Genomic DNA, 22,340 nt, shown 5'->3' with positions numbered 1-22,340 from the left:
TCTATTAATGAATGAGGGGGCATAAGATCATCATGAATATTCAATTTCAATCTCCCGCCGTCTACTGGACAGAAGCGCTTCCTGTTGGGAACGGCCGACTGGGCGCGATGGTATTCGGCGGTGTTGAGAAAGAGCGCATCGCTTTAAATGAAGATACGCTTTGGTCAGGTTACCCTAAGGATTGGAATAATCCGGGAGCGAAAGAAGTTTTACCTAGGGTGAGGGAGTTAATCGCAGAAGAACGGTATGAGGAAGCGGATCGGCTCTGCAAGGAAATGATGGGTCCCTATACGCAATCCTATTTGCCATTCGGCGATTTGCATATCCGAATGGCACATGGCGATGTGAAACACCAGTATAGCCGTAAACTGGATTTATCAACTGGCGTTGTGACCGTCACGTATAACATTGGCGACGTTCAGTACACCAGAGAAATATTCGCCTCTTATCCGGATCAAACCATTGTTGTACGGTTAACGTCGAGCAAGGAAAGTTTGCTCAATTTTCGTACTTGGCTGGACAGTCCTCTACGTTATGAATTATGTGTTGATGCCGATCAATGCATGATATCCGGTACAGCGCCTGAGCAAGTATGGCCCAATTATTACTTTACGGATAATCCCATTATTTACGGCGATCCAGAGACCTCACAATCATTGAAGTTCCATGGCCGATTGGCTGTGGTGCATGAAAGCGGGGCGATGAAGGCCGATTCGAACGGTCTGCACGTTATTGGAGCGACCAGCGCGACCTTATATTTCAATGCGGCGACAAGCTTTGATCCAAACATTGGCGCGAGTTGCCGCGAAAGTGATCCGAAGCAAAGAACCGCTGAAGCGATTGATGCCGTTCGCGCCAAACGATACCAAGAAATTCTTCAGCACCATCTTGACGATCATAGCCAGCTATTTGGCAGAGTTGCCTTGTCGCTAGGAGAAAGCAAAGCGCCCGCGCATATGCCGACCGATCGGCGGATTGCTGAATATGGCAGCAGCGATCCGGGGTTGGTTGAACTCCTGTTCCATTATGGAAGGTACCTGATGATTGCAAGCTCACGCCAGGGAACACAGCCTGCCAATCTTCAAGGGATATGGAATGAGTCAATGCGGGCGCCATGGAGCAGCAACTATACGCTCAATATTAATGCAGAAATGAACTATTGGCCTGCAGAGCCTTGTAATATGGCGGAATTGCATGAACCACTCCTTGATTATATCGGTAGGTTGGCACTGAATGGCAAGAAGACGGCTGAAACGAATTATGGTGCTAGAGGATGGGTAGCACACCATAATTCTGATTTATGGGCCCAGACGGCACCGGTTGGCGATTATGGCCATGGAGACCCGGTTTGGGCGTACTGGCCGATGGGTGGTGTCTGGTTAACGCAGCATTTATGGGAACATTATGCCTTCAGTGGGAATGACGTTTTTTTACGAGTTCAGGCATACCCCATTATGAAGGAAGCTGCGCTATTTTGTTTGGATTGGCTCGTTGAAGATCAAGAGGGGTATTTCATTACTTCGCCTTCGACCTCTCCCGAGCATAAATTCCTGGTTGGCGACAAGGAGCATGCAGTAAGCGCTGCGTCAACCATGGATATATCCTTGATAAGTGAGTTATTTGACAATTGTATTCAGGCAGCGAAACAACTGAAAATGGATGAAGGTTTTGCGAAGATACTTGCAAAGGCGAAGCAAAGGCTAGTGCCGCTTCAAATCGGCAAGCACGGCCGGCTGCAAGAATGGTCTAAGGATTATGAAGACGAGGATGTCCATCATCGACATGTATCTCATCTTGTAGGAATCTATCCGGGCCGGCTGATTACGGAGCAGTCTGCTCCCGATCTCTTTCATGCTGCGAGAACATCGCTTGAAATTAGAGGAGACGGAGGAACGGGCTGGAGCCTTGGCTGGAAAATCGGCTTATGGGCAAGATTCAAAGACGGCAATCGCGCAGAGCGGTTACTCTCAAATTTGTTAACGCTTGTAAACGGGGACGCGCCGATGAATCAAGGAGGCGGTGTCTATGCCAATCTGTTTGACGCACATCCTCCGTTCCAAATTGATGGAAACTTTGCAGCTACAGCAGGAATTGCCGAGATGCTGCTGCAATCGCATCAGGATTATTTGGAATTCCTGCCGGCGTTGCCCGATGCCTGGAAAGACGGGTATATCAAGGGGTTGCGAGGCAGAGGAGGTTATGAAATTGATTTGGAATGGAAGCATGGCGCATTGACGAAAGCGGAGATCACAGCTTCAATTAAGCAGATATGCATAGTGCTAGCCAAGCAGATGGTCAGTATAACGCTTGATGGAGAAGATGTAACTTACTCTCATAGGGGGAACGATTGTATCTGGTTCCATGTTGAAAGCGGTAAACGTTATGTGATATCGAAATTTTGAGATAAAAGGGGTATGCGTGCCGTACATCACTCATACAAGTTTCGATATTCCGTAGGGGTTCTTTCCGCAACTTGTTTGAAAATTCTACTGAAATAATAAGGATCCGGGTAGCCTACACGCTGAGAAATTTCTCTAATAGAGAGATTCTTTTCCTTTGTAAGCAAATATTTGGCGTGATTGATGCGCACTGTTGTCAAGTATTTGGAAGGCGGTCCCCCCGAATGTTTGATGAAAATTTTACTAAGATAAGAAGGATGAAAATTAAAGTGCCTGGAGATCGATTCCAGTGTAATTTCTTCATAAAAGTTTTCTTTTAAATATAGTTGAACCATCTGCACGATTTCTTCAGGTGTACGCATCGTTTTCTCGGAAGAAGGCAGTGACTTAGGTAACTGCCTTTTGTTTTCAATTGACATCTTAATCTTGATTAGGACTTGTTCTAATTCGCTGGTGATGATTGGCTTTAATAAGTATTCGTTCACGTTGAATTTGATTGCTTGACGAGCATAATCGAAATTGTTATACCCACTGATGATTACCTTTTCTATGTGGGGAAATTGAAGCGACACTTGCTTTAACAACTCTAATCCATCGATGGCAGGCATTTGGATATCTGTAAATAAAACATCGACAGCATTACTTTCAAGAACTTTTAGCGCAGACAAGCCATCTTGAGCAGTACCAATGATGACATAGGAAGCATCTAAGGATTGAATTTTCTTAACGATATTATTCAATATTAATTCTTCATCTTCAACAACAACCACGCGAATTTGTGTTGTATGCTCCAGGTTACCTCACCCCTTCAATTATTCCTCCAACTCTTACCATCGCCCCGCCATCTGGTAGGTTAACGGTTTGCATACACAAATCTGTCCTATAAGAAATTTTCAGCCTGAGATATATATTCAGTAGTCCCATACCATCAAGCTGCAATCCAGGAATGATCCCGGTTTGTTCGATTTCCTGAATCCTATTCGTAAATTCAGTGATGGCCCTCTGATCAAATCCAGGTCCGTTATCGGTAACTTCTACGAACCAGTGGTCGTTCTCCTGGTACCCTCTCACCTTAATTGTCCATGGAGGCAACAGTTTGGATGAGTATTTCAGTGAATTTTCAACAAGTGGTTGAATGATCAATTTCGGAACTGGAATATTTTTCATGTTATCTGCCATTTCAAATGTATACAGAACGTTTTGTTTATGTCTGATTTTAATGCATTCCAGATACTTTTCGGTATAGGCTAGTTCAGTTTCTAAAGGGACAAGAGATGAATTATCAGCGGATATGTATCTTAACATCATGGATAAATTCTCAATCATAATGACTATTTGCTCGTTCATATTCTCTTCGGCCATGATGGAAATCGTAGTTAACGTATTGTATAAAAAATGAGGATTCATCTGCGATTGAAGCGCTAACATTTTGGCTTGAAGTTCCTGTAACTGAGACATTAACAATTGATCCATGGATTCTTTCAGTCGTTCGCTCATCTTGTTAAAAGCGAACTGCAAGCGATCAAGCTCGTTTAAACCGCTATTTAGTTCTAAATGTGTATGTGAGGTGATACCTACTAAATTGGTGGATTTCATAGTGGCATGCATTCTTGCTATGGGCTTTGTGATTCGTTTAGCTGCAAGGTAAGAAAGCGAAATAGCAAGCAGTAGAATGGCGATACTAACCATAGCGATTTTCTTGGTAAAATCATTTAAGGGGCCTAATAATTGCTGTTCGGAGACTAGGAGAGCAATGTTCCAACCTGTGTACTCGGAATGAGCGATACTATAAATTTCTTTCTCATTTGTATTAGGGTTACGGATGTTACTCATAGCTGAATGGGAATTGGTTTGCAGAAGGGTAAAGTAAGAAATTAGTTCCTTAGCTTTGGGGTTAGTTGGATAAATAATGTCCCCAGTATCCGTATATACAATAACCTTTTGCCCGTAGTTGTGCTTCATGTAATCATTAATGTTGGTGAATAATTTATCTGCATCTTGCTTGACTTCTACGATACCTTCCGGGGTATTATTAGCGTCAAAAAACAACCGAACCAATGAGATAGAATACGCATCCTTGGAGGACAGGAATAGTGAAAGCTCATCATCCTTCTCCGGAATTGTGATGTATTTGCCCTTGGTATTTGCGAGCACCTCTTCATACCAGAGTTTATTAGGCAAGTTTACTTTCGTTCTACGGTTGTCGATGCCGGATCCAAACATGTTTCCTCCTAAATCATATAAATTAATTTGATTAACCGGGAGAGCAGGTCCATTGGCTGCAACTAAAATGTCTGCTAGATCTTTATTGTTATTGATTGAGTCGCCAGATCCCCCAGTAAATTTGAGGAATTTGTCCTTCACTAGATTGGAATACAAAATATTTAAAGATACAGAGTCAATTCTTCTTATTTCTAGGTCTAATTTGTCCTGCATGGATTGTGAGAGATTATCAAGAGATTCAACAGCCTTTTTCTTAAGTAAATCGGATGACCAGATATAAAAAGGTACAACCACTAACGATAATACCACTATGATGATTAAGGAATAGGTCTGAAAAAGAACGAATCGAATGGTACGTTTGTGAATGACCATAGTCTCCTACTGAATACATGAATAAGATTTTGTATGCTTAGTTTGCGGTGTTTATAGTGAATTGTCAAAAGAAATTTGACGGAGGTAAAGAATGTCCAGTTATAAAGCATTGTAAATCCATGGAAGGTGGAAATGAATTGCATATATAATGAAAGCGTAAACAATACCAACCACAAGTGAAAAGGGGAACCGAGTTCAATGAAAAAAACATTTACGGTGATTGTGTCGATTGGGATTATGGCGTCTGTGTTAGCAGGATGTGGAAGTAAAGCGGAGACCATAACACCAGCAGCTTCAAGCGGTGCTACCAATAGTGCGAAATCAACAGAAATGCCAAAAGAAAAAGTTACACTGACATACATGGCTAGCCAAGACTGGATAAAGGAGTCCGAAATGCAGCTCGCAAAGAAGTTTGAGGCGGAAACAGGCATTCATATTGATTACCAAATCGTTCCATCAGATCAGTACCAGAATATTCTGAAGACGAAACTCAATGCGAAGGAAGCCCCGGATATTTTCGGTGGACAGGATGGACAGCTTGATTTGAACAATTTGTACGGTGTCGAAAAAAACGCGGTTGACTTAAGCGGTGAAGAATGGGTAAAACGAGAAGACCCTCTCTTTGTAGAACAAGGATCTTATAATAAAAAGGTGTATGCGCTAACCATCTGGGATCCGAGTTATGACTGGGTTGTCGTTTATAACAAAAAAATATATGAAAAGCTAAACCTAAAAGTACCGACTACTTATGCTGATTTTAAAGCGGCATCAGAGAAGATCAAGTCTGCAGGTATTACGCCTATTTATGAACCCGTGTCTGATGGCTGGCATCATGTGCTTTGGTTTCCTGAGCTTGGTCCTAAATTCGAAGAAGTCAATCCTGGATTAACGGATAAGCTAAATAGTAATAAGGAGCAATTCGCGAACGTACCGATTATGGAGCAGGCACTTACGCAGCTCAATGAACTTGCGAAGTCGGGTTACATGGGAGATAACTACTTTTCAAATACATACGCCGATACAGAAAAGAACATGGCAAGCGGTAAATATGCGATGACGGTGTATAATCTTGGGTTGCCGGCGCAAATCGAAAAAGCGTTCCCAGAGGTTAAAGCCGATACATTAGGATATTTCTTGATGCCGCTTGCTGACAATCAGATATTAAATGTGAATCCTGCTGCGCCAAGTAAATTTATTTATTCAGGTTCCAAACATATTGATTTGGCAAAGAAATATTTCCAGTATCTGACGAAGCCAGAAAACTTGCAATTCTTTTTGGATAACGAACCGAAGTTCTTAGCTTTGAATTTCAAAGATATTAAGAACCGTTACACAGCTGATCAAAAGGCATTCTTCGATACGTATGGCAAAAAACAAGGCACTGTATATCAAACATCCATTAGTTACCTAAATCCGCAATGGATGGATATCGGGAAAGACATTTCAGCAATGTTTACAGGGAAAATGCAGCCTAAGGATATTTTGAAGAGCATTGACAAAAGAAGAAGTGATGCGGCAAAAGCAGCTAAAGACCCTGCTTGGGCACAATAATTTTACAAAAGTTTAAATCAGAACAGCCCAGCGGATAGGATAATGACTCTTGCTGGGTTGTTACTGAAGATAATGTGGAGTGGAGCGTCCTACAATGAACAAAAGCATATATCCCTTTTATTTTTCAATTGGCGCATTGGTACTGTATCTGCTCTTCTTTGTAATTCCAGGCTTTATGGGAATTTACTTTTCTTTTACAGATTGGAATAGTTATAGCGAAGGAATTGAATTCATAGGACTAGATAATTTTCGAACGATCTTCTCAGGAAATGAGAAATACGTATCCTATTTGAATCATACAGTTACATTCACGATAACAACGGCCATACTGAAAACGGGAATTGGGCTTTTCCTCGCTCTAATCTTAAATCAGGGGATTAAAGGTAAAAATTTTCATCGTGTGGTTATCTTTATGCCAGTTATCGTTCCTACATTAATTGTAGGATTAATTTTCAAGTCCGTGTTGCATCCTGAAGTTGGATTAGTCAATGAGTTCCTAAGATCCATCGGTTTGGAATTTTTGGCTAAAAGTTGGCTGACGGATATCCATTTGGCCTTTAAATCCATTATTGCTGTCGACACCTGGAAAGGGGTCGGTTATATTATGGTCATTCTACTGGCAGGTCTTCAGGCCATTCCGGATATGTACTATGAGGCAGCGGAAATAGATGGCGCCAATTTTAGGAATAAATTCAAGCATATCATTATTCCACTATTGATGCCGGCGCTTACAGTTACAACAGTTCTTAATTTTATCTATGGATTTAAAGTGTTTGATATTGTGTACGCGCTTACGAACGGTGGGCCGGGATACGAAACAGAAGTACTATATACGGGCGTGTTTAAGGAATTTTCCCTCGGGCGTTATGGTGTAGGTACTGCCTTATCTACAGTTATGTTTCTCGTTATGATCGTGATTGGCTTTTGGGCAGTCAAATGGATGAGCAACGAAGATGAGGTGGGCAAATGAAGCTGAACATGGTGAAGAATATTTTGAAAAATACGACTGCTTGGATCGTGAGCATCATCACGCTAGCGCCACTCCTGTTAATTGTGATTAATTCGTTAAAGGATAAAACGCAGGCCAGCTCGATGGGTTTTGATTTGCCTAAACAACTACATTTCGAAAATTTTCTGGTGGTTATTGAAAAGGGGAAATTACTTCGTTCACTTTTGAACAGTTTATTTTATACCGGAGCTTCTACAATTTTATGTATTTTATTATCCGCTATGGCAGCCTACATCTATGCTAGAAATCGTTCAAGATTGAATCGCTTTTTTTACTTTTTCTTAATTTTAGGCATTGCCTTGCCCATCAATTATTTTACATTAACCAAGATGATGCAAATGACTCATTTAATGAATACGCAAATCGGAATTATTATTCTGTACGCAGTCGTGCAAATTCCATTCAGTGTATTTATTTTATATGGATTTGTGGGAACTGTTCCCAAAGAACTCGACGAATCCGGTATTATTGATGGCTGCGGCCCACTAAAGCTATTCTTCTCCATTATATTTCCATTATTAATGCCTGCTGTAGTGACAACATTTATTCTAGCTTTCATTAATTCATGGAATGAATTCTTACTTCCGCTCTACTTCTTAAACAATGCCAAACAGTGGCCCATGACGTTATCTGTCTATAATTTCTTCGGCCAATATCAAATGGACTGGAATTTAGTGAGTGCTGATATTGTAATGACCTGTCTGCCTGCTGTTATCTTGTATTTATTAGGTCAGCGATACATTATTTCAGGTATGACATCTGGCTCGGTAAAAGGGTAATGGTTTCAAATTTCTTTGACAAGGAGAATCATGATGCAAATCATTCAACATATTGTGCAGAGGGATCGTCTGCTGCTAGAAACGACAAGCGGGAGAATCATGCTTACCCCTTATTCCAGCAAGATCATTAGGATTCGATATACATTGGAAGCTGAATTTAGTACGCAAGAAAGTCTAATGATAACAGGTTTGCCTGATTCGAAGATTCGCTTCACCGTAGAAGATCTCCAAAGTCATTTATTATTTTCAACGGCAGAACTGACAATACGGATCCTTAAGAAGACGGGGGCTTTTACTTATCTGGATGCTGCAGGTGCTGTTCTAACTAAAGAGCCAGATCGTAGAGGCAAAACGCTGGTCCCCATGGATGTTATGAAATCCGTATTTGATGAATCCGCCAGTATTGAAGCTGGACAGGGAGCCGATGGCCTGCGTGTCCGAGCTGACAACGTAACCAAAGTGAGAGATCGAAAAGCATTTCATACAAAGCTTGAGTTTGAATGGATGGAAGATGAGGCATTATACGGCTTGGGTTCGCACGAAGAAGGCGTAATGAATTTGCGGGGAACGTATCAATACTTGTATCAACAAAATATGAAGGCGGTTGTTCCAGTCCTTGTATCTACGCGTGGATATGGCATTGTAGTGGACAGCTATTCCATGATGACGTTTCGAGATGATACTTTTGGTTCCTATTTATGGACGGAAGTAGACGATGAAATGGATTATTATTTCATTCATGGTCCGGAGATGGACAGTATTGTGCATGGAGTCCGTCAATTAACTGGAAAAGCACCGATGCTGCCCAAGTGGTCATTCGGTTATATCCAGTCCAAAGAGCGTTATACGTCACAAGAAGAATTGGTAGCCGTTGTTCGTGAGTATCGTGAACGAGAACTGCCGCTTGATTGTATTGTACTGGATTGGAAGTCCTGGACTGGGGAACTCTGGGGTCAGAAAACGCTCGATCCTGAACGTTTTCCAGATCCGAAAGCTATGGTGGAAGAGCTTCACCGGATGAATGCGCGATTGATGGTTTCCATTTGGCCCATTATGAATCCACAGAGCGATAACAATAAGGAAATGAATGAAAATGGATGCTTGCTTGGAAATCAGGCAACGTATGACGCTTTTCAGGAGAAAGGCAGACAATTGTACTGGAAACAGGCGAACGAAGGACTTTTTGCACACGGCATTGATGCTTGGTGGTGTGATTGCACAGAACCTTTCGAAGCGGATTGGCATGGATCAATCAAGCTTGAACCAGAACAACGCAGGCAGATTAACACAGAAGAAGCAAAGCTTTATCTTGATCCGGAGTTCATTAATGCGTATTCCTTGCTGCATTCCAGAGGCATTTATGAAGGACAACGCCGAACCACAGAGAGTAAACGGGTCGTAAATCTGACACGCTCAGCTTACGCAGGGCAACATCGTTATGGAACGGTAACATGGTCGGGGGACATTGCTGCAAATTGGCAGACGCTTCGAAAGCAAATTCCAGCTGGATTGAATTTCTGTGCAACGGGTTCGCCTTATTGGACAGTGGATATTGGAGCATTCTTTGTTCAAAATAAGCCGGAACTATGGTTTTGGAACGGTGAATATAACGCAGGCGTCCAGGATATGGGTTACCGGGAATTGTATGCTCGCTGGTTCCAGTATGGTTCGTTTCTTCCGATGTTTCGTTCACATGGTACGGATACACCTAGGGAGGTATGGAGATTTGGAGAGCCTGGTGAGCCTGTATACGATTCCATTGTAAAATTCCTTCGTCTGCGATACGAATTAATGCCATACTTGTATGCCTTATCTGCCCAAGTATATCTACATGATTATACCTTAATGCGAGCGTTATCATTTGACTTCAGGCACGATCCGAATACATATAACATTGGAGATCAGTTCATGTTTGGCCCAGCTTTCTTAGTAAATCCAGTCACCGAGCCTATGTATTACAATGCGGGTTCAGAATTGCTTGAAGGTGTGAAGAAAACCAGAAATGTTTACTTACCTCAAGGAAATGAGTGGTACGATTTCTGGACAAATCGCATCTATGCAGGTGGGCAAACGATAGAAGCTGAGGCACCATTAGACCGTATACCTCTCTATGTAAAGGCAGGATCTATTGTGCCTAGGGGCGGGAGTATTCAGTTTGCTGAAGAACGTCCGAATAATAATATACACCTATGTATCTACTCGGGGCAAAATAGTTCTTTCGTTTACTATGAAGACGAAGGAGACAATTACAATTATGAAAGGGGTGTTTTTGCTCTAATTCCTATGGTGTGGGATGAGGAGAAACGAACTTTCATTATCAAAGAGCGGCAAGGAACTTATCCCGGGATGAGCACAAATCAGTCATTTAACATAACATTTTTTGGTGTTAAAGATGTTGATGGATCTCTCAAAGAGGCAGAGAAGAAAACGCAAATTCACTACACAGGAAACTACATAGAAATCAAGCTAGAAGACTTGTAAGATTCTATTTGTATACAGCTCAAGTCATTTACCAAATTGTACTTGGGCTTTTCCTTGTCTTACCTTGGCATTTTTATCCTATAACCAATCAATGTTCCTACAAAATTCCTTCTGGCCGTATGATTGTCTCTGTACGAAAGGGTCGTGAAAAACTACAATGAACTCAGAAATGATATCGCTTACATAACGCTGTTAAGTTCGGAATGGAAGGGGGTGATTCGAACAAAGCTCCTACTGTCGTGCTAACCAGAACAGTTAATAAATTGCAAATCCAAGGAGGTTTTATGAAAGTGAGAAGGAGAGCATTCATTTGGATTATGACTTTGGTAATGATCTTATCCATGTTACCATTTTCAAGATCGGTAGAAGCGGCTGCCAGTGCGCCAAGTGCAACAATTTATGTTGCTACAAATGGCAATGATAATACAGGTGACGGAACACAAGCTAAGCCGTATAAATCGCTTGCCAAGGCAAAAACAGTAGTAAGGACACTGCCTAAGACTGGCGGTGATATCGTCGTTCAAATTGCGGATGGATTTTATACGCTTGATGAAACCCTCGTTTTTGACAAGGATGATTCCGGAAGTGCAAGTAGCACAATTCGCTATGAGGCGGCGCCGGGTGCAAAGCCGGTAATCAGCGCCGGCGAAATGTTGAAAAAAGGCGTATGGACAGAAGCTGTTGGCCTTACTCAGACAGGCGGCTTAAAGGCGTATAAAACGACCCTTAACCGGAGCGATAAGCTGCGCGCACTCTATGTAAACGATAAGGGCGCCACCATGACGAAGAGCTCGGAAATAGCTTCGGCCAACAGAACCGTCACGGGCACCCCCACAGCCAGCTTTACCGCTGCCAATAACCCTTGGGCGTGGCAGAACGGCACCAACATCCGGGCGGGTATCGTATTCGATGCCAGCGTAGGTCTGACGACAGCAACGAAAAACCCCCAAAACATTGAAGCCGAAAGCACGGGGGGCTCCACCGCCAGATGGGCGAGACCTTTTATCACCTTCGCGTCGATCGAAGAGGCGCCGGCAGCCAGCAGCAAGCCCGGCGGTATCATGTTCCGGTTCCAGATGCCGTATGGGTTCATTTCACAGTCTTTGGGTAATAACACGCAATACAATCCTGGTAACAATCAAGTAATCCGCAACGCTTTCGAGTTCTTTAACAAACGCGGAAATTTCTATTTCGACCAGGCGGAAAGCACGCTTTATTACATCCCGCTTGCAGGCGAAGATATTAATACCGCCGACGTGGTCATTCCAAGGCTCGAGACGGTCCTCGACATAAGAGGGATCCCTGTAGGAGATCGATTGAACCCTGTTGCGGGTTCCGATGATGGACGTGTCAAAAACATAACCTTCAACGGGCTGAAGTTTGCCCATACCGACTATAAACTGACTGAACTGACGGGTACATATACACTTAGCGACGGATCCGGTCCGGTCACGACCAGTTCCCGAGGCTATGCATCTGTTCAGGGCTCTATTGTGAACAAAGTTTACTTCCCCAGCAGCATCAACTGGCATGAGACTTTCTACCGAGGGTATGACATACCGCCGGCAGCGGTAATGATCAACGCGGCGAGGAACATCAAAGTGCTGAACGGTGAGATTGGGCTTACCGGATTTAATGGCATCCATGTAGAAAACGATGCCAAGGATATCGAAATCTCGGGCAACTATATCGTAGATACGCTCGCTTCTGGCATTGTAATCGGACATCCGCAGCATATCTATGAAAACGATGTGGCGATTTCGCATGAATCCAGTGTTTCGCTCTCTGGCACGCCAATAAGGAATTGGGCGGGCGTTGGTAAGGAGAAATTTGCGGCGGGTACGGAAGCAGTGCCGGAGAATATTTATATTACAAATAACTTTTTGTTCAGGACCTGTTACGGATTCCCGGGCGCCAACGCACTGGCTTCTTTCTACACAACGAATATGCAGGTAATGCACAATTACATCTATGACACCACTTACGGCGCTATGAGCATCGGCTGGGGTTGGGACGAGTATGATGGCTTTGGCTTTACCTCCCAAGGTACCAATAAGACCGGCGGCCCTTACCAAGGTACGCATGAAACGAGTCTCGCGAGATCTCCAGTGATTTCCACGACCTCTAGGAATAACAAAATAAACTATAACCGGGTAGAAGAAATTTGCACAGTTGTTAACGACTCCGGAGCCATTTATTCACTGGGCCGGCAGGGGGATCCAGGTAATTTGCCGGGTGGAGGGACATGGGACACCGTCAATAATTTGACAAACAACCCTGTCACTGACAAGAGTAGTAACTGGCATTCTGACAACTGGACGAATTTCACTGAGATGAACTACAACTTCCTTGACCCGAACCCAACTGGCAAACCCACGACCTCCAATAACTGGACGAACGGGTTCCATCCGGACGAAGGCAGCACGTTCATTAAGATGATAGGCAACGTCGTGCAGTCCAAGCTTTCCCATGCTGTTGGACAGAGCCGTCTTTATGAGTTTAACAACTGGAAGCGCAAAAGCGATATGATTGCCGTCGATGGTTATGTGGATGGGAATAACGACCAGAATGGCGGCCCTAGGATTACTTACAACAATTACAAAAGCGAAGCCCGCATTTGGCCGGTTAAGGGCAATGACATCGTTTTGAATTCGGGTCTTGCTAACGAATACACGCATATGATTCCAAGGAGCCTCATTGCCGATACCGAGTTTGAGCTGGCTTCCAATGTCATTATGGGTAAAGGTGAAAAGCTGAACCGCAGGGGTCTGCTAAAAGCGCAAGACACCGTTTGGATCGCGCCCGCGAACACAACTGTTTTTAATGAAGGCACTACGATGACAAAAGCTGCCGGCGACGTAAAATCAATTAATGCTCCGTCTGCCGCAGGTGAATACAAACTGTATATCAAATATGGAGACGGCAGAGCAACGGCCACTTCCAAGTATACGGTATATGTTGATGCGAGCGGTTCAGCAACTAATGTGGAAAATGGGAAGAGCTATGAAGTTTCTGCAGTAAGGCCGCTTAAACTGACTTTGAGTACGGATTACACCTTTACACTTAACGGCAAGCCTGTGACGAATGGGTACGAAATCCGAACTGCAGGTAGCTGGACTTTGGTAGGCAGCACTTCGACGCCTGCCATAACCTTCAACTTTACCACCACAGTATCGGAGGCGAATAGGCTGCTCCCAGCTGACGTGTCAGTAGCCCCCGGCGGGAAAGTCAGGTTTGCGTACGATCTGGACGACGCCACTAAACAGATATGGATTTCTTCATCGAGCGACGGAAATTTCATTGAAAGCGACAAAGAAACAATGGCCTCCGGCAGCATGATAGAGATAACCGCGCCAAAGTTGGTCGGTCCATACATTATTTATGTACGTTCGAAAGAAGGCGATGTTCTCAGCCAGTCGCACGCTCGTGTCGTGGTGCGTGATATGACGCCTGCCGATATTCCTAGAGATGGTCTTGACTTATGGCTCAAGGCCGACGAGGGTGTGGAAAAAGATGGAAGTGGTAATGTAACTGGATGGACAAATATGGGGAGCGTCCCAGCGAAGCTTGTACCAGCGAACGTCCCCGGCAGCGGTGGTGATAATCTTGGAACACCAACCGGCAACCCTACGCTAAAGAACGATGGATACGACTATGTAGATTTTGCAGCGATGTCAAGGCCGTTAAAAGCTGCAGGCTTTAAGAATTATAACGGCAGTACGCAGATGACGATATACGCGCTGGCTAGACCAACAACCACAGCCAACAACTCTAGCGATCAAAGTGGTCTTGTTTATTTCGGATTAAACGAAGCTTACCAAACGTGGGCGGCCAACAGCGGTTGGAGCGGTATTAATCTGGGTGTAGGAACAAACCGAGTTAACATCCGCTTTGGTAATACGGATGGCAGCGTATCGGGTGGCGGGCAACAAATTACAACAACAGCGACTGATGGTCTGGCCAGCGTTCGGGCGCAGCTAAACGGAACTAATAGAGCCGTTTATGTTAATAATAATGTCATCGGCACTGGAACTAACGCTAAGGCGCTTTTAGGAAACAGCTCGGATCTGGGTGTAGGTTACACGATGGCGGCTGCAACCCCTTACCGCTTCCTGGGCAGGGTCTCGCAGGTTCTCATTTACAACAGAGTGCTTACAACTGACGAAATTACGAAAGTAGAAACATATTTTAACAATGTCAAGGCGGGCCGTGGTGGACCGGCGAATCCAATTGTTTCAGCAGTCGACAAATCCCTGCTGACCTCCTTGATTGAGTCCGTCAATAACAAGGAAGCTACCATTTATACAAGCAATTCATGGAACGTATTTGCTAGCGCATTAAGTGAGGCCAAGACTGCCGTCTCCAATGGTGATATCGGCCAGGCAGCAGTGGACAATTCCTATTACGCGCTGCGTAATGCGACCAAAGCACTTCAACTGATACCGAGTGGAGTTACAACTGCCGTATACGGTACGCCTGTTCTCGGCGGGGCTGTACTCGATTCACTCTGGGATACGACCGCCACGCTGCCGATCCTTAAGCATTTGACAATGGCGAACGGTCCGACGGATGGCTCCGCTAAAGTACTGTGGGACGATACTAACCTGTATGTTCTGGTGCGTGTAAAATCCCCTGAGCTGAACAACAGCAGCAGCAATGCGCATGAGCATGACTCCGTCGAGATCTTTGTGGATGAGAACAATAGTAAACAAACCTCCTACGGCACAGGTATGGGACAATACCGTATTAATTATCTGAATGCGAAAACCTTCAATCCAGGCAGTATCAGCGCAGGATTTGAGTCTTTTGCCAAAGTCGTGGATGGCGGTTATTACATTGAAACGAAGATCCCCTTTAAAGCTACCCTGCCAACGGTTGATCGGGTAATTGGATTTGATTTGCAGATCAATGACGCGAAAGCAACGGGTGGCCGCCAGGACGTTATCATGTGGCACGACGTGACCGGACAGTCCTATGCTAACGGTTCACAATGGGGTGTGGTTACACTTGTGGGCAAGCCACCGGTAGTTTCCGGAGCAGCAGGAGCGACCTCCATCACTACGAAAGCCGGCACGCTGCAAATGTTAGCAGGAGTGCCAGTCGTATGGTCGGTTACCGCAGAAGACGGTTCGGGGACAAATGCAGCGATCATCAGCGAGACGGGATTGCTGTCGGCCAAAAAGAATGGCGTCGTGAAAGTAACGGCGAAAGCCAGCGGATCCAGTTTGAGCGGCAGCGCGCTGATCTCAATCAGCGGTCAAGAAGGCGCGTTGCTAAGCGGAGCGGATTCCATCTTATCCGGGCAATCTTTCAAATTGAACTTTGGCTTGAACAACGTGACGTCCAACGTCTATGCAATCGATCTGACCGTTCGTTACGACCCAGCGAAGGTGGAATATGTGTCAGGCATCTCTCTGGTAAACGGCTTCTCGATTGTGCTTGACCATGAAGGCACTTCGGGCGGCGGTGAGGCCAACATCCGATTCCTTGCTGCAAGCGTAGGCCAGGCTATTTCCAATACAGACAATCTGCTGGAACTGAGCTTCAAGGCCAAAGACGTTGGTGCGACTGTCGAGCTTAATGCCATCACGGTCGATCATGTGATCATCTCGGACGGCGTCACTGAAACGCAGGTAAGCTCGGCCAGCCATAATGTGAAGATCGAGCTTATTAGCAAAACGGCTCTGAGCGCGGCAATTGCCATGGCTGACAGCCGCTTGACCGGCGCGATAGAAGGTTCGCTCCTTGGACAATATGCGCGAGGTTCCATAGCGCTGCTGCAAACAAAACTAGCTGCCGCCAACATCGCGCTGGCCGATCCGGTCATATCCCAGGCAGGCATTCAAGAAGCGGCAACTCAGTTGGAAGTAGCGACATCCGTATTCAACGGATCGTTAAAAACGTTGTCCGGATCAAGCGTATTGACCATCGGGGATTTGGCGGTCATTGGAAGACACTACGGGCAAAGCAACGCGGACATCAATTGGACGTTGTACAAGGCGCTAGGCATTACAACGCCGCGTCCGATCGGGGTACAGGATCTGGCGGCGGTCGCTTACCGCATCCTAGGAATCTCGCAGTAATTGAACTGGTTCATAATTTAACGATAGGCTAAACGGTCGGGAGGAGGTGTTTTCGTGTCTTCCTCCCCCATCCATTTGGAGAGGAAGTTGACGAATGAGACAAACTAAGAGGGTGACTGCGCTGTTGCCTAATTTTCACCGATCGGGAGACTTTTACGGTCACTACGCCGTGCTGAGAAAGATTCGAATCGTCTGCTTAAGTCTTTTGCTGGCCGGCTCATTTCTGTTAAGCGTGTTTTCATTGGCGACTGTGGTCGTTCACGCCGCTCCGACGTACACGCTTTCCGTTTCAAACAATCAGCCGATCACCGGCCGTGAAGTCAGAGTCCAGGTGGTCGGTCAAGGTCTATCCGACGTGTATGCGACAGAACTTCAAGCGACGTTCAACACCGATCATTTGCGATTCATAAGCGCATCCAGCGCCCGATTCGGTTATGCCGTTACGCCTGCCTTAAACGGCAGCCAAATTGTATTGGCGTTTACGAAAGTCGGACCGATATCCGGAGAGACAGGGACAGTCGTACTGGCGGAAATGGTTTTTGAGGCAACGGCATTGGGAAGCGGAACGGTCGAGCTGAAAAAAATAAAAACCGTGGACAGTACAATGAACGTTGTCGATTTCGACACGAACGCGATTGCTAGCTTAAGTGTGGTCGCGCCGTCGAATAATTCGGGCCAGGGCAATCCGGGGCAGACTTCCTCTGTCTCGACCCCTGAACCGGAAGGCGCGGTTAAGGTGCATAAAGACACAGGTGGCAAGGTAGAGAATAAAGGAGCGGCAGTTAACTTGCCGGCAGGAGCAGTAGGAAGTGATATTTATGTGAGCATTAAAAAGTTGAGCGACACCTCACAGCTGAAGCCGGATACGAATTTGAAGCTGGCTGGAGATGTGTATGAGATTATCAAGGATGTAGCAGGACCGTTCCAAAAACCAGTCACGATCACCCTTCCGTTCAACACCAGCTTGCTGGACGATGAGCATGAGGTGGCACTGTACTGGTACAACGAAGAAACCGGCAAATGGGTCAAATTGGACGATATTAAGATCGACCTTGTGAAAGGCACCGTTTCCGGCAGCGTGACGCACTTCACCAAGTTTGCCGTATTGGCAGCAGCAAAGCCAGCATCTGTCAAACCTCCGGTCTTGACCGATATTAAAGGACACTGGGCGGAAGCAGGTATCCAAAAACTTGTAAAAGCAGGAGTGATCGACGGCTACCAAGACGGCACATTCCAGCCTGATCTAACCGTAACCAGATCTGAGTTCGTATCCATGATCGTCAGGGTGTTCCACTTGACGGCAACAGGTGGAACAGCCTTCTCCGATACCGGTAACCACTGGGCAAAGAATGCAATTGCAATAGCATCCGCAAAGGGGATTGTAGTCGGCTATCAGGATGGTACCTTCGGCCCGGATGACAGCATCACCCGGGAACAAATGGCCGTAATCCTTGCACGTGCTGCACAATTGGCATCTGCCAACATCGACTTGGACTATAAGGATCGTGGAGACGTCTCCGCCTGGGCACAAGGGCCCCTTGCGGCATTGATCGCTAAGGGTGTGCTGAACGGCTACGAAGACGGTACGCTGAAGCCGAAGGCTTTCAGCACTCGTGCAGAAGCGGTAGTTAGTATGATTCGGATTTTGGATGCTCAACAGGTACAATAACGCTCGCGAGCATGAATAAGGAAGGCTGTCCGCACGTGAATTTCATGTGCGGCAGCTGTGTTTTGGAGTTCTGTAGCGGAATGGGTCAAACTGGAAAAAATATTTGAGTTCGCTAGTTTAATGCCCAATAAGCTGTATGTCTCTTTAGAGATGACATGTGCTTATTGGGCTTTTAATGCAAAAAAATTGCACAAGAATGAATATTGTGTTGTTAATTTCTTCCTTATATAATGATGGGAATGGGATGAGTTAGTTTGCTGGTGAACGCTTAAATTAATGTTTGTCTGCTTCAGTTGAAAGGTGGCATCAACATGAAAGGGTATAAGCAATATTTCAATGGGATCTCGATTAAGAACAAAATCTTCTCCACAAATATTTTGATTATTATCCTTTCGATTTCAATTATTGCGCTTTTTGCCAACATCGTCTCTCAAAAAGCAATTATCGAGAAAGCAGTCAAAAATTCGTCAAGGGAACTCGTTCTCATAGACAATAACCTTCAGACATTAATCACGACAGTAGAAGATTATTCAAAAATATTGGCAACCGATTTCAGATTGCAAAATGAACTCTATAACGATTTCTTAGAAAATAATAACTTATCGACCTCTCATTATGTGGGGGGGTTAGACAATTTATCAATGAAAAAGACGCTCTCTGAAGTCATTAGCAACATTGTTGAGCCCAATACCAATATCAAAGCGGTAAGTGTTCTCACCTCGAATCATCAATGGGTCGATGTAGGCTTTGCAGATAATGAGTTTGCTTCCCGTATATTCGGATCCGGCCCAGAAGCTACCGATCATTCCTTTCAGCCTGTCTTGACAGGGTTAATGAAGTTCAAATTCCGATATGAAGGGGATGACAACGTATTTGCTGTTTCCAAAACTGTGATCCATAAAGATACTGGAAAAACTGTTGGATTGGTTGTTTTATACATAAAAGAAACGGTTATCGCCTCTATTTATGAAAGGAAAATGAACTACAAGGAAGGGAATTTCTATATACTCGATCAAAATGGGAAAATCATCTCCTCCCAGAATAAAGCTAATTTGTACCGGGATTTCAAAGAGGCAACCTCGATATCAATTCCTAATTCGACACAAGTAGAAACAGGCTTCTTTCAAGGAAACGGGAGCGAGAAGGTGCTGGTATCTACTCATCGATTGGAACCATTGGAATGGTCGATTGTAAGTGTTATTCCAATTGATGAAATTACGGTGGAGCGCAAAGAAATTAACAAATTAATTATTTGGATCGGCTCATCATGTCTATTGCTCGCATTTATTGTCTCCTATCTGTTGTCTCGATCGATTACGAGGCCGATCTTCCAACTTTCCAGAACGATGAGAGATATTCGGACTGGCCATTTGACGGTCAGAAGCTCGTATCAATCATCGGATGAAATCGGTTATTTAAACGATGTTTTTAATAATCTGATGGACCGAATCGAAGAACTATTGGCTGAAAATGTTGAGGAACAGAAGACGAAAGCTGAGATTGAATTCAAATTGCTGCAAACGCAGGTGCAACCCCATTTTTTGTATAATACCCTTGAAACGATCATATCGCTTATTAAGCTGAATATGAAAACAGAAGCCATTACAGCAGCGAAATATATGGCCAATTTCTATAAAATTTCGTTAAGCAAAGGTAACGATATTATTACACTTAGAGAGGAAATGCAACTATCTGAGAGTTATTTGGAAATCCAGCAATTGCGCTATGTGGAGTATATGGAATATACAATGGATATTGACGAGGAAATTATGTCGTGTGCAATTTCGAAGTTAACGTTGCAGCCGATCGTGGAAAATGCTATCTATCATGGACTTAAGAGGAAAAAGGAAAAAGGCTTATTGAGGATTACTGGGCACCGACTGGGTGACGAGGTGCGTATTGAAATTTACGATAACGGCGTGGGAATAGAAGAATCGCAAATAAAGGGATTGTTGAGGGAAGTTTCGGACTTCAGTGAAAGAACTGGCTTCGGAGTCAGAAGTGTCCATAATCGGATTAGAATGCTGTATGGGGACAGATACGGATTAGAGTTAGAAAGCGAAGTAGGCTTATATACCAGAGTTACCATCCGTTTGCCGTTCAAACCATTGCGGGAGGTATGAGATGTTAAAAGTGCTCATTGTCGATGATGAATATTACTTTAGACAAGCGTTGAAAATTTCATTGCCTTGGGAAGAGTTAGGTTTCCAGATCGCTGGCGAAGCGAAGAATGGTGAGGAAGCTCTAGTGTTGATGTCTGAAATTGGTCCTGATATCGTCTTGGTCGATATTAATATGCCTATTATGGACGGCATGGAATTTATTCAGAAAGCCAAACAATCAGAGCAGGAAACAAAATTTATCATGTTAACAGGTCAAAGCGAGTTTGTATATGCCAAAATGGCTGTGCAGCTTGGGGTTTTTAATTACGTGCTCAAGCCGATTGACGAGGATGAACTTAGAAGATCCTTACTTGAAATAAAGGATCTGATCCATAAGGAACGGTCAGTAAAGCTGGACTATGAACGCTTAAAGCAGCAGGCAACAGAGAATATGCCAATGTTAAAGGAGCGATTATTAAATGAATGGCTGCAGGGCAACGGAGTGGTAGATTCCTCGACGACTTCAGATCGTTTGCAATACTTGGGCATCAACCTGCATGCTCCATTATATAGGGTATTCGTTGTCGATATTGATTCACAGGAGGAACTTGTTTCCGAAGAAGATAAGCATATTCGCAAGCTGGCTGTTCAACATATAGCCCAAGAATTTATTCGAAACGCATATCCGTGTGCTAGTTGCCACGACGCTAACGATCGGTATGTGGTCATACTTGGTGTTCCTACCGCTTCTTCCGACAGTGTGGAAGCGATTGGTGAAGCGATTCGGAAATCGGTTCAGGCAACTTTGGGATGTACGGTAACGATCGGCGTTGGCAATGGATATCCTGGCTTTGAAGCGATATCTGTGTCTTACCAAGAAGCGTTAGTAGCTTTGAAACATCGCTTTGTTTTGGGCGGTAATCAAGTTATACTTCATTCCATGATTGCCGAATCGGGGATGAAGGTTAGTTTATTCTCCGTAGAACGGAGAATCGGGCTGTTGATGAGTATGCGAATTGGAAATCTCACAGAGACGGAAGAGTGGCTTACAACTTTCTTTCAGGATGCTCGTACCAAGAACGCTTCCATTGAAATGCTTTTTGTCTCCGCACTTGAAATTGTATCCACCTGTTTGGAATTTTTAGATGAGATGTCTCAAAGCTTCGAAGACGTATTTCAGGATACGGTGAAATCAGATATTTTACAGTACATCCAACAGTTGAACTCTTTCGGTGAACTAGAGAGATGGATTCGCAACCTAATTCTCAAAGTAATTTCACATGTGCATGGCAGGAAACAAAGCAGAGCTGCCAAAGTCGTGGACGAGGTAAAATTATATATTCAGAATCATTATGGGAATGAAGAATTGCGTATTGTAGATCTTGCAAATAGTGTGCATATGAATTACAATCACCTCTGTTATGTATTCAAAAAAGAAACCTCCATTACAATTAACGACTATTTGACTGAATTACGCATCAAGAAAGCAAAGGGACTTTTTGATCAAGGAGAGAAGATTGTACAACACGTTGCAAGTCAGGTCGGATACGCAGATGCTAATTATTTTGGTAAATGCTTTAAGAAGTATATTGGCATTGCCCCCAGTAAGTACGTGAACAATATCCAATAGAGTAATTCTTTTTCTCAACAAACGGCACAATGAGACATTTTC

At 44.3% G+C, this 22,340-nt stretch carries 11 protein-coding genes; 9 read left to right on the top strand and 2 right to left on the bottom strand.

Annotated features, from left to right (window positions below):
* The first annotated feature begins 32 nt into the window (after positions 1–32).
* The gene (locus ASG89_RS00800) at positions 33–2,402 is read left to right on the top strand and encodes a glycosyl hydrolase family 95 catalytic domain-containing protein (protein WP_057308402.1); all 2,370 of its coding nucleotides are present in this window, start codon (positions 33–35) and stop codon (positions 2,400–2,402) included.
* Positions 2,403–2,428: 26 nt separating this feature from the next.
* On the opposite strand, the gene ASG89_RS00795 is transcribed toward ASG89_RS00800, so the two are convergent.
* Positions 2,429–3,169, bottom strand: a complete 741-nt coding sequence (locus ASG89_RS00795; RefSeq protein WP_057308401.1) for a response regulator transcription factor — start codon at positions 3,167–3,169, stop codon at positions 2,429–2,431.
* 25 nt (positions 3,170–3,194) lie between these two features.
* Positions 3,195–4,994: a sensor histidine kinase gene (locus tag ASG89_RS00790; protein WP_057308400.1), complete on the bottom strand. Its 1,800-nt coding sequence runs from the start codon at positions 4,992–4,994 to the stop codon at positions 3,195–3,197.
* 198 nt (positions 4,995–5,192) lie between these two features.
* Between ASG89_RS00790 and ASG89_RS00785 the strand changes: the two genes are divergently transcribed.
* The 8 genes from ASG89_RS00785 (at position 5,193) to ASG89_RS00750 (ending at position 22,298) form a co-directional block, all read left to right on the top strand.
* Positions 5,193–6,545, top strand: coding sequence for an ABC transporter substrate-binding protein (locus ASG89_RS00785; RefSeq protein WP_057308399.1), 1,353 nt, complete (start codon positions 5,193–5,195; stop codon positions 6,543–6,545).
* A 94-nt stretch (positions 6,546–6,639) separates the two neighbouring features.
* Positions 6,640–7,515, top strand: coding sequence for a carbohydrate ABC transporter permease (locus ASG89_RS00780; protein ID WP_057308398.1), 876 nt, complete (start codon positions 6,640–6,642; stop codon positions 7,513–7,515).
* Complete coding sequence (locus tag ASG89_RS00775; RefSeq protein ID WP_057308397.1) at positions 7,512–8,333, top strand: carbohydrate ABC transporter permease; 822 nt, start codon at positions 7,512–7,514, stop codon at positions 8,331–8,333. The genes ASG89_RS00780 and ASG89_RS00775 overlap by 4 nt, the downstream gene beginning before the upstream one ends.
* A gap of 30 nt (positions 8,334–8,363) precedes the next feature.
* Entirely contained in the window at positions 8,364–10,814 is a 2,451-nt protein-coding gene (locus ASG89_RS00770) for a TIM-barrel domain-containing protein (RefSeq protein ID WP_235549536.1), read from the top strand.
* Positions 10,815–11,098: 284 nt separating this feature from the next.
* On the top strand, positions 11,099–16,897 hold the full coding sequence (locus ASG89_RS00765; protein WP_200963396.1) for a sugar-binding protein: 5,799 nt from the start codon (positions 11,099–11,101) through the stop codon (positions 16,895–16,897).
* Positions 16,898–16,991: 94 nt separating this feature from the next.
* Positions 16,992–18,566 (top strand): S-layer homology domain-containing protein, encoded by a 1,575-nt coding sequence (locus ASG89_RS00760; RefSeq protein WP_057308395.1) that lies wholly within the window; start codon positions 16,992–16,994, stop codon positions 18,564–18,566.
* Positions 18,567–18,877: 311 nt separating this feature from the next.
* Positions 18,878–20,689 carry a sensor histidine kinase gene (locus ASG89_RS00755; protein ID WP_057308394.1) on the top strand — a complete coding sequence of 604 codons (1,812 nt, stop codon included), beginning with the start codon at positions 18,878–18,880 and terminating at the stop codon, positions 20,687–20,689.
* 1 nt (position 20,690) lies between these two features.
* Positions 20,691–22,298 (top strand): response regulator, encoded by a 1,608-nt coding sequence (locus ASG89_RS00750; RefSeq protein WP_057308393.1) that lies wholly within the window; start codon positions 20,691–20,693, stop codon positions 22,296–22,298.
* Positions 22,299–22,340 lie beyond the last annotated feature (42 nt).

Origin of the sequence: Paenibacillus sp. Soil766 (genome assembly GCF_001428105.1) — a bacterium.
Classification (GTDB): Bacteria; Bacillota; Bacilli; order Paenibacillales; family NBRC-103111; genus Paenibacillus_E.
Note: the sequence above shows the minus strand (reverse complement) of the source record. Positions and strands in the feature narration are given on the sequence as shown.

Coding starts and splice junctions, on each gene's coding strand:
- ASG89_RS00755 (WP_057308394.1), top strand. CDS start 18,878: ATGAAAGGGTATAAGCAATATTTCAATGGGATCTCGATTAAGAACAAA.
- ASG89_RS00750 (WP_057308393.1), top strand. CDS start 20,691: ATGTTAAAAGTGCTCATTGTCGATGATGAATATTACTTTAGACAAGCG.
- ASG89_RS00775 (WP_057308397.1), top strand. CDS start 7,512: ATGAAGCTGAACATGGTGAAGAATATTTTGAAAAATACGACTGCTTGG.
- ASG89_RS00785 (WP_057308399.1), top strand. CDS start 5,193: ATGAAAAAAACATTTACGGTGATTGTGTCGATTGGGATTATGGCGTCT.
- ASG89_RS00760 (WP_057308395.1), top strand. CDS start 16,992: ATGAGACAAACTAAGAGGGTGACTGCGCTGTTGCCTAATTTTCACCGA.
- ASG89_RS00790 (WP_057308400.1), bottom strand. CDS start 4,994: ATGGTCATTCACAAACGTACCATTCGATTCGTTCTTTTTCAGACCTAT.
- ASG89_RS00770 (WP_235549536.1), top strand. CDS start 8,364: ATGATGCAAATCATTCAACATATTGTGCAGAGGGATCGTCTGCTGCTA.
- ASG89_RS00780 (WP_057308398.1), top strand. CDS start 6,640: ATGAACAAAAGCATATATCCCTTTTATTTTTCAATTGGCGCATTGGTA.
- ASG89_RS00765 (WP_200963396.1), top strand. CDS start 11,099: ATGAAAGTGAGAAGGAGAGCATTCATTTGGATTATGACTTTGGTAATG.
- ASG89_RS00800 (WP_057308402.1), top strand. CDS start 33: ATGAATATTCAATTTCAATCTCCCGCCGTCTACTGGACAGAAGCGCTT.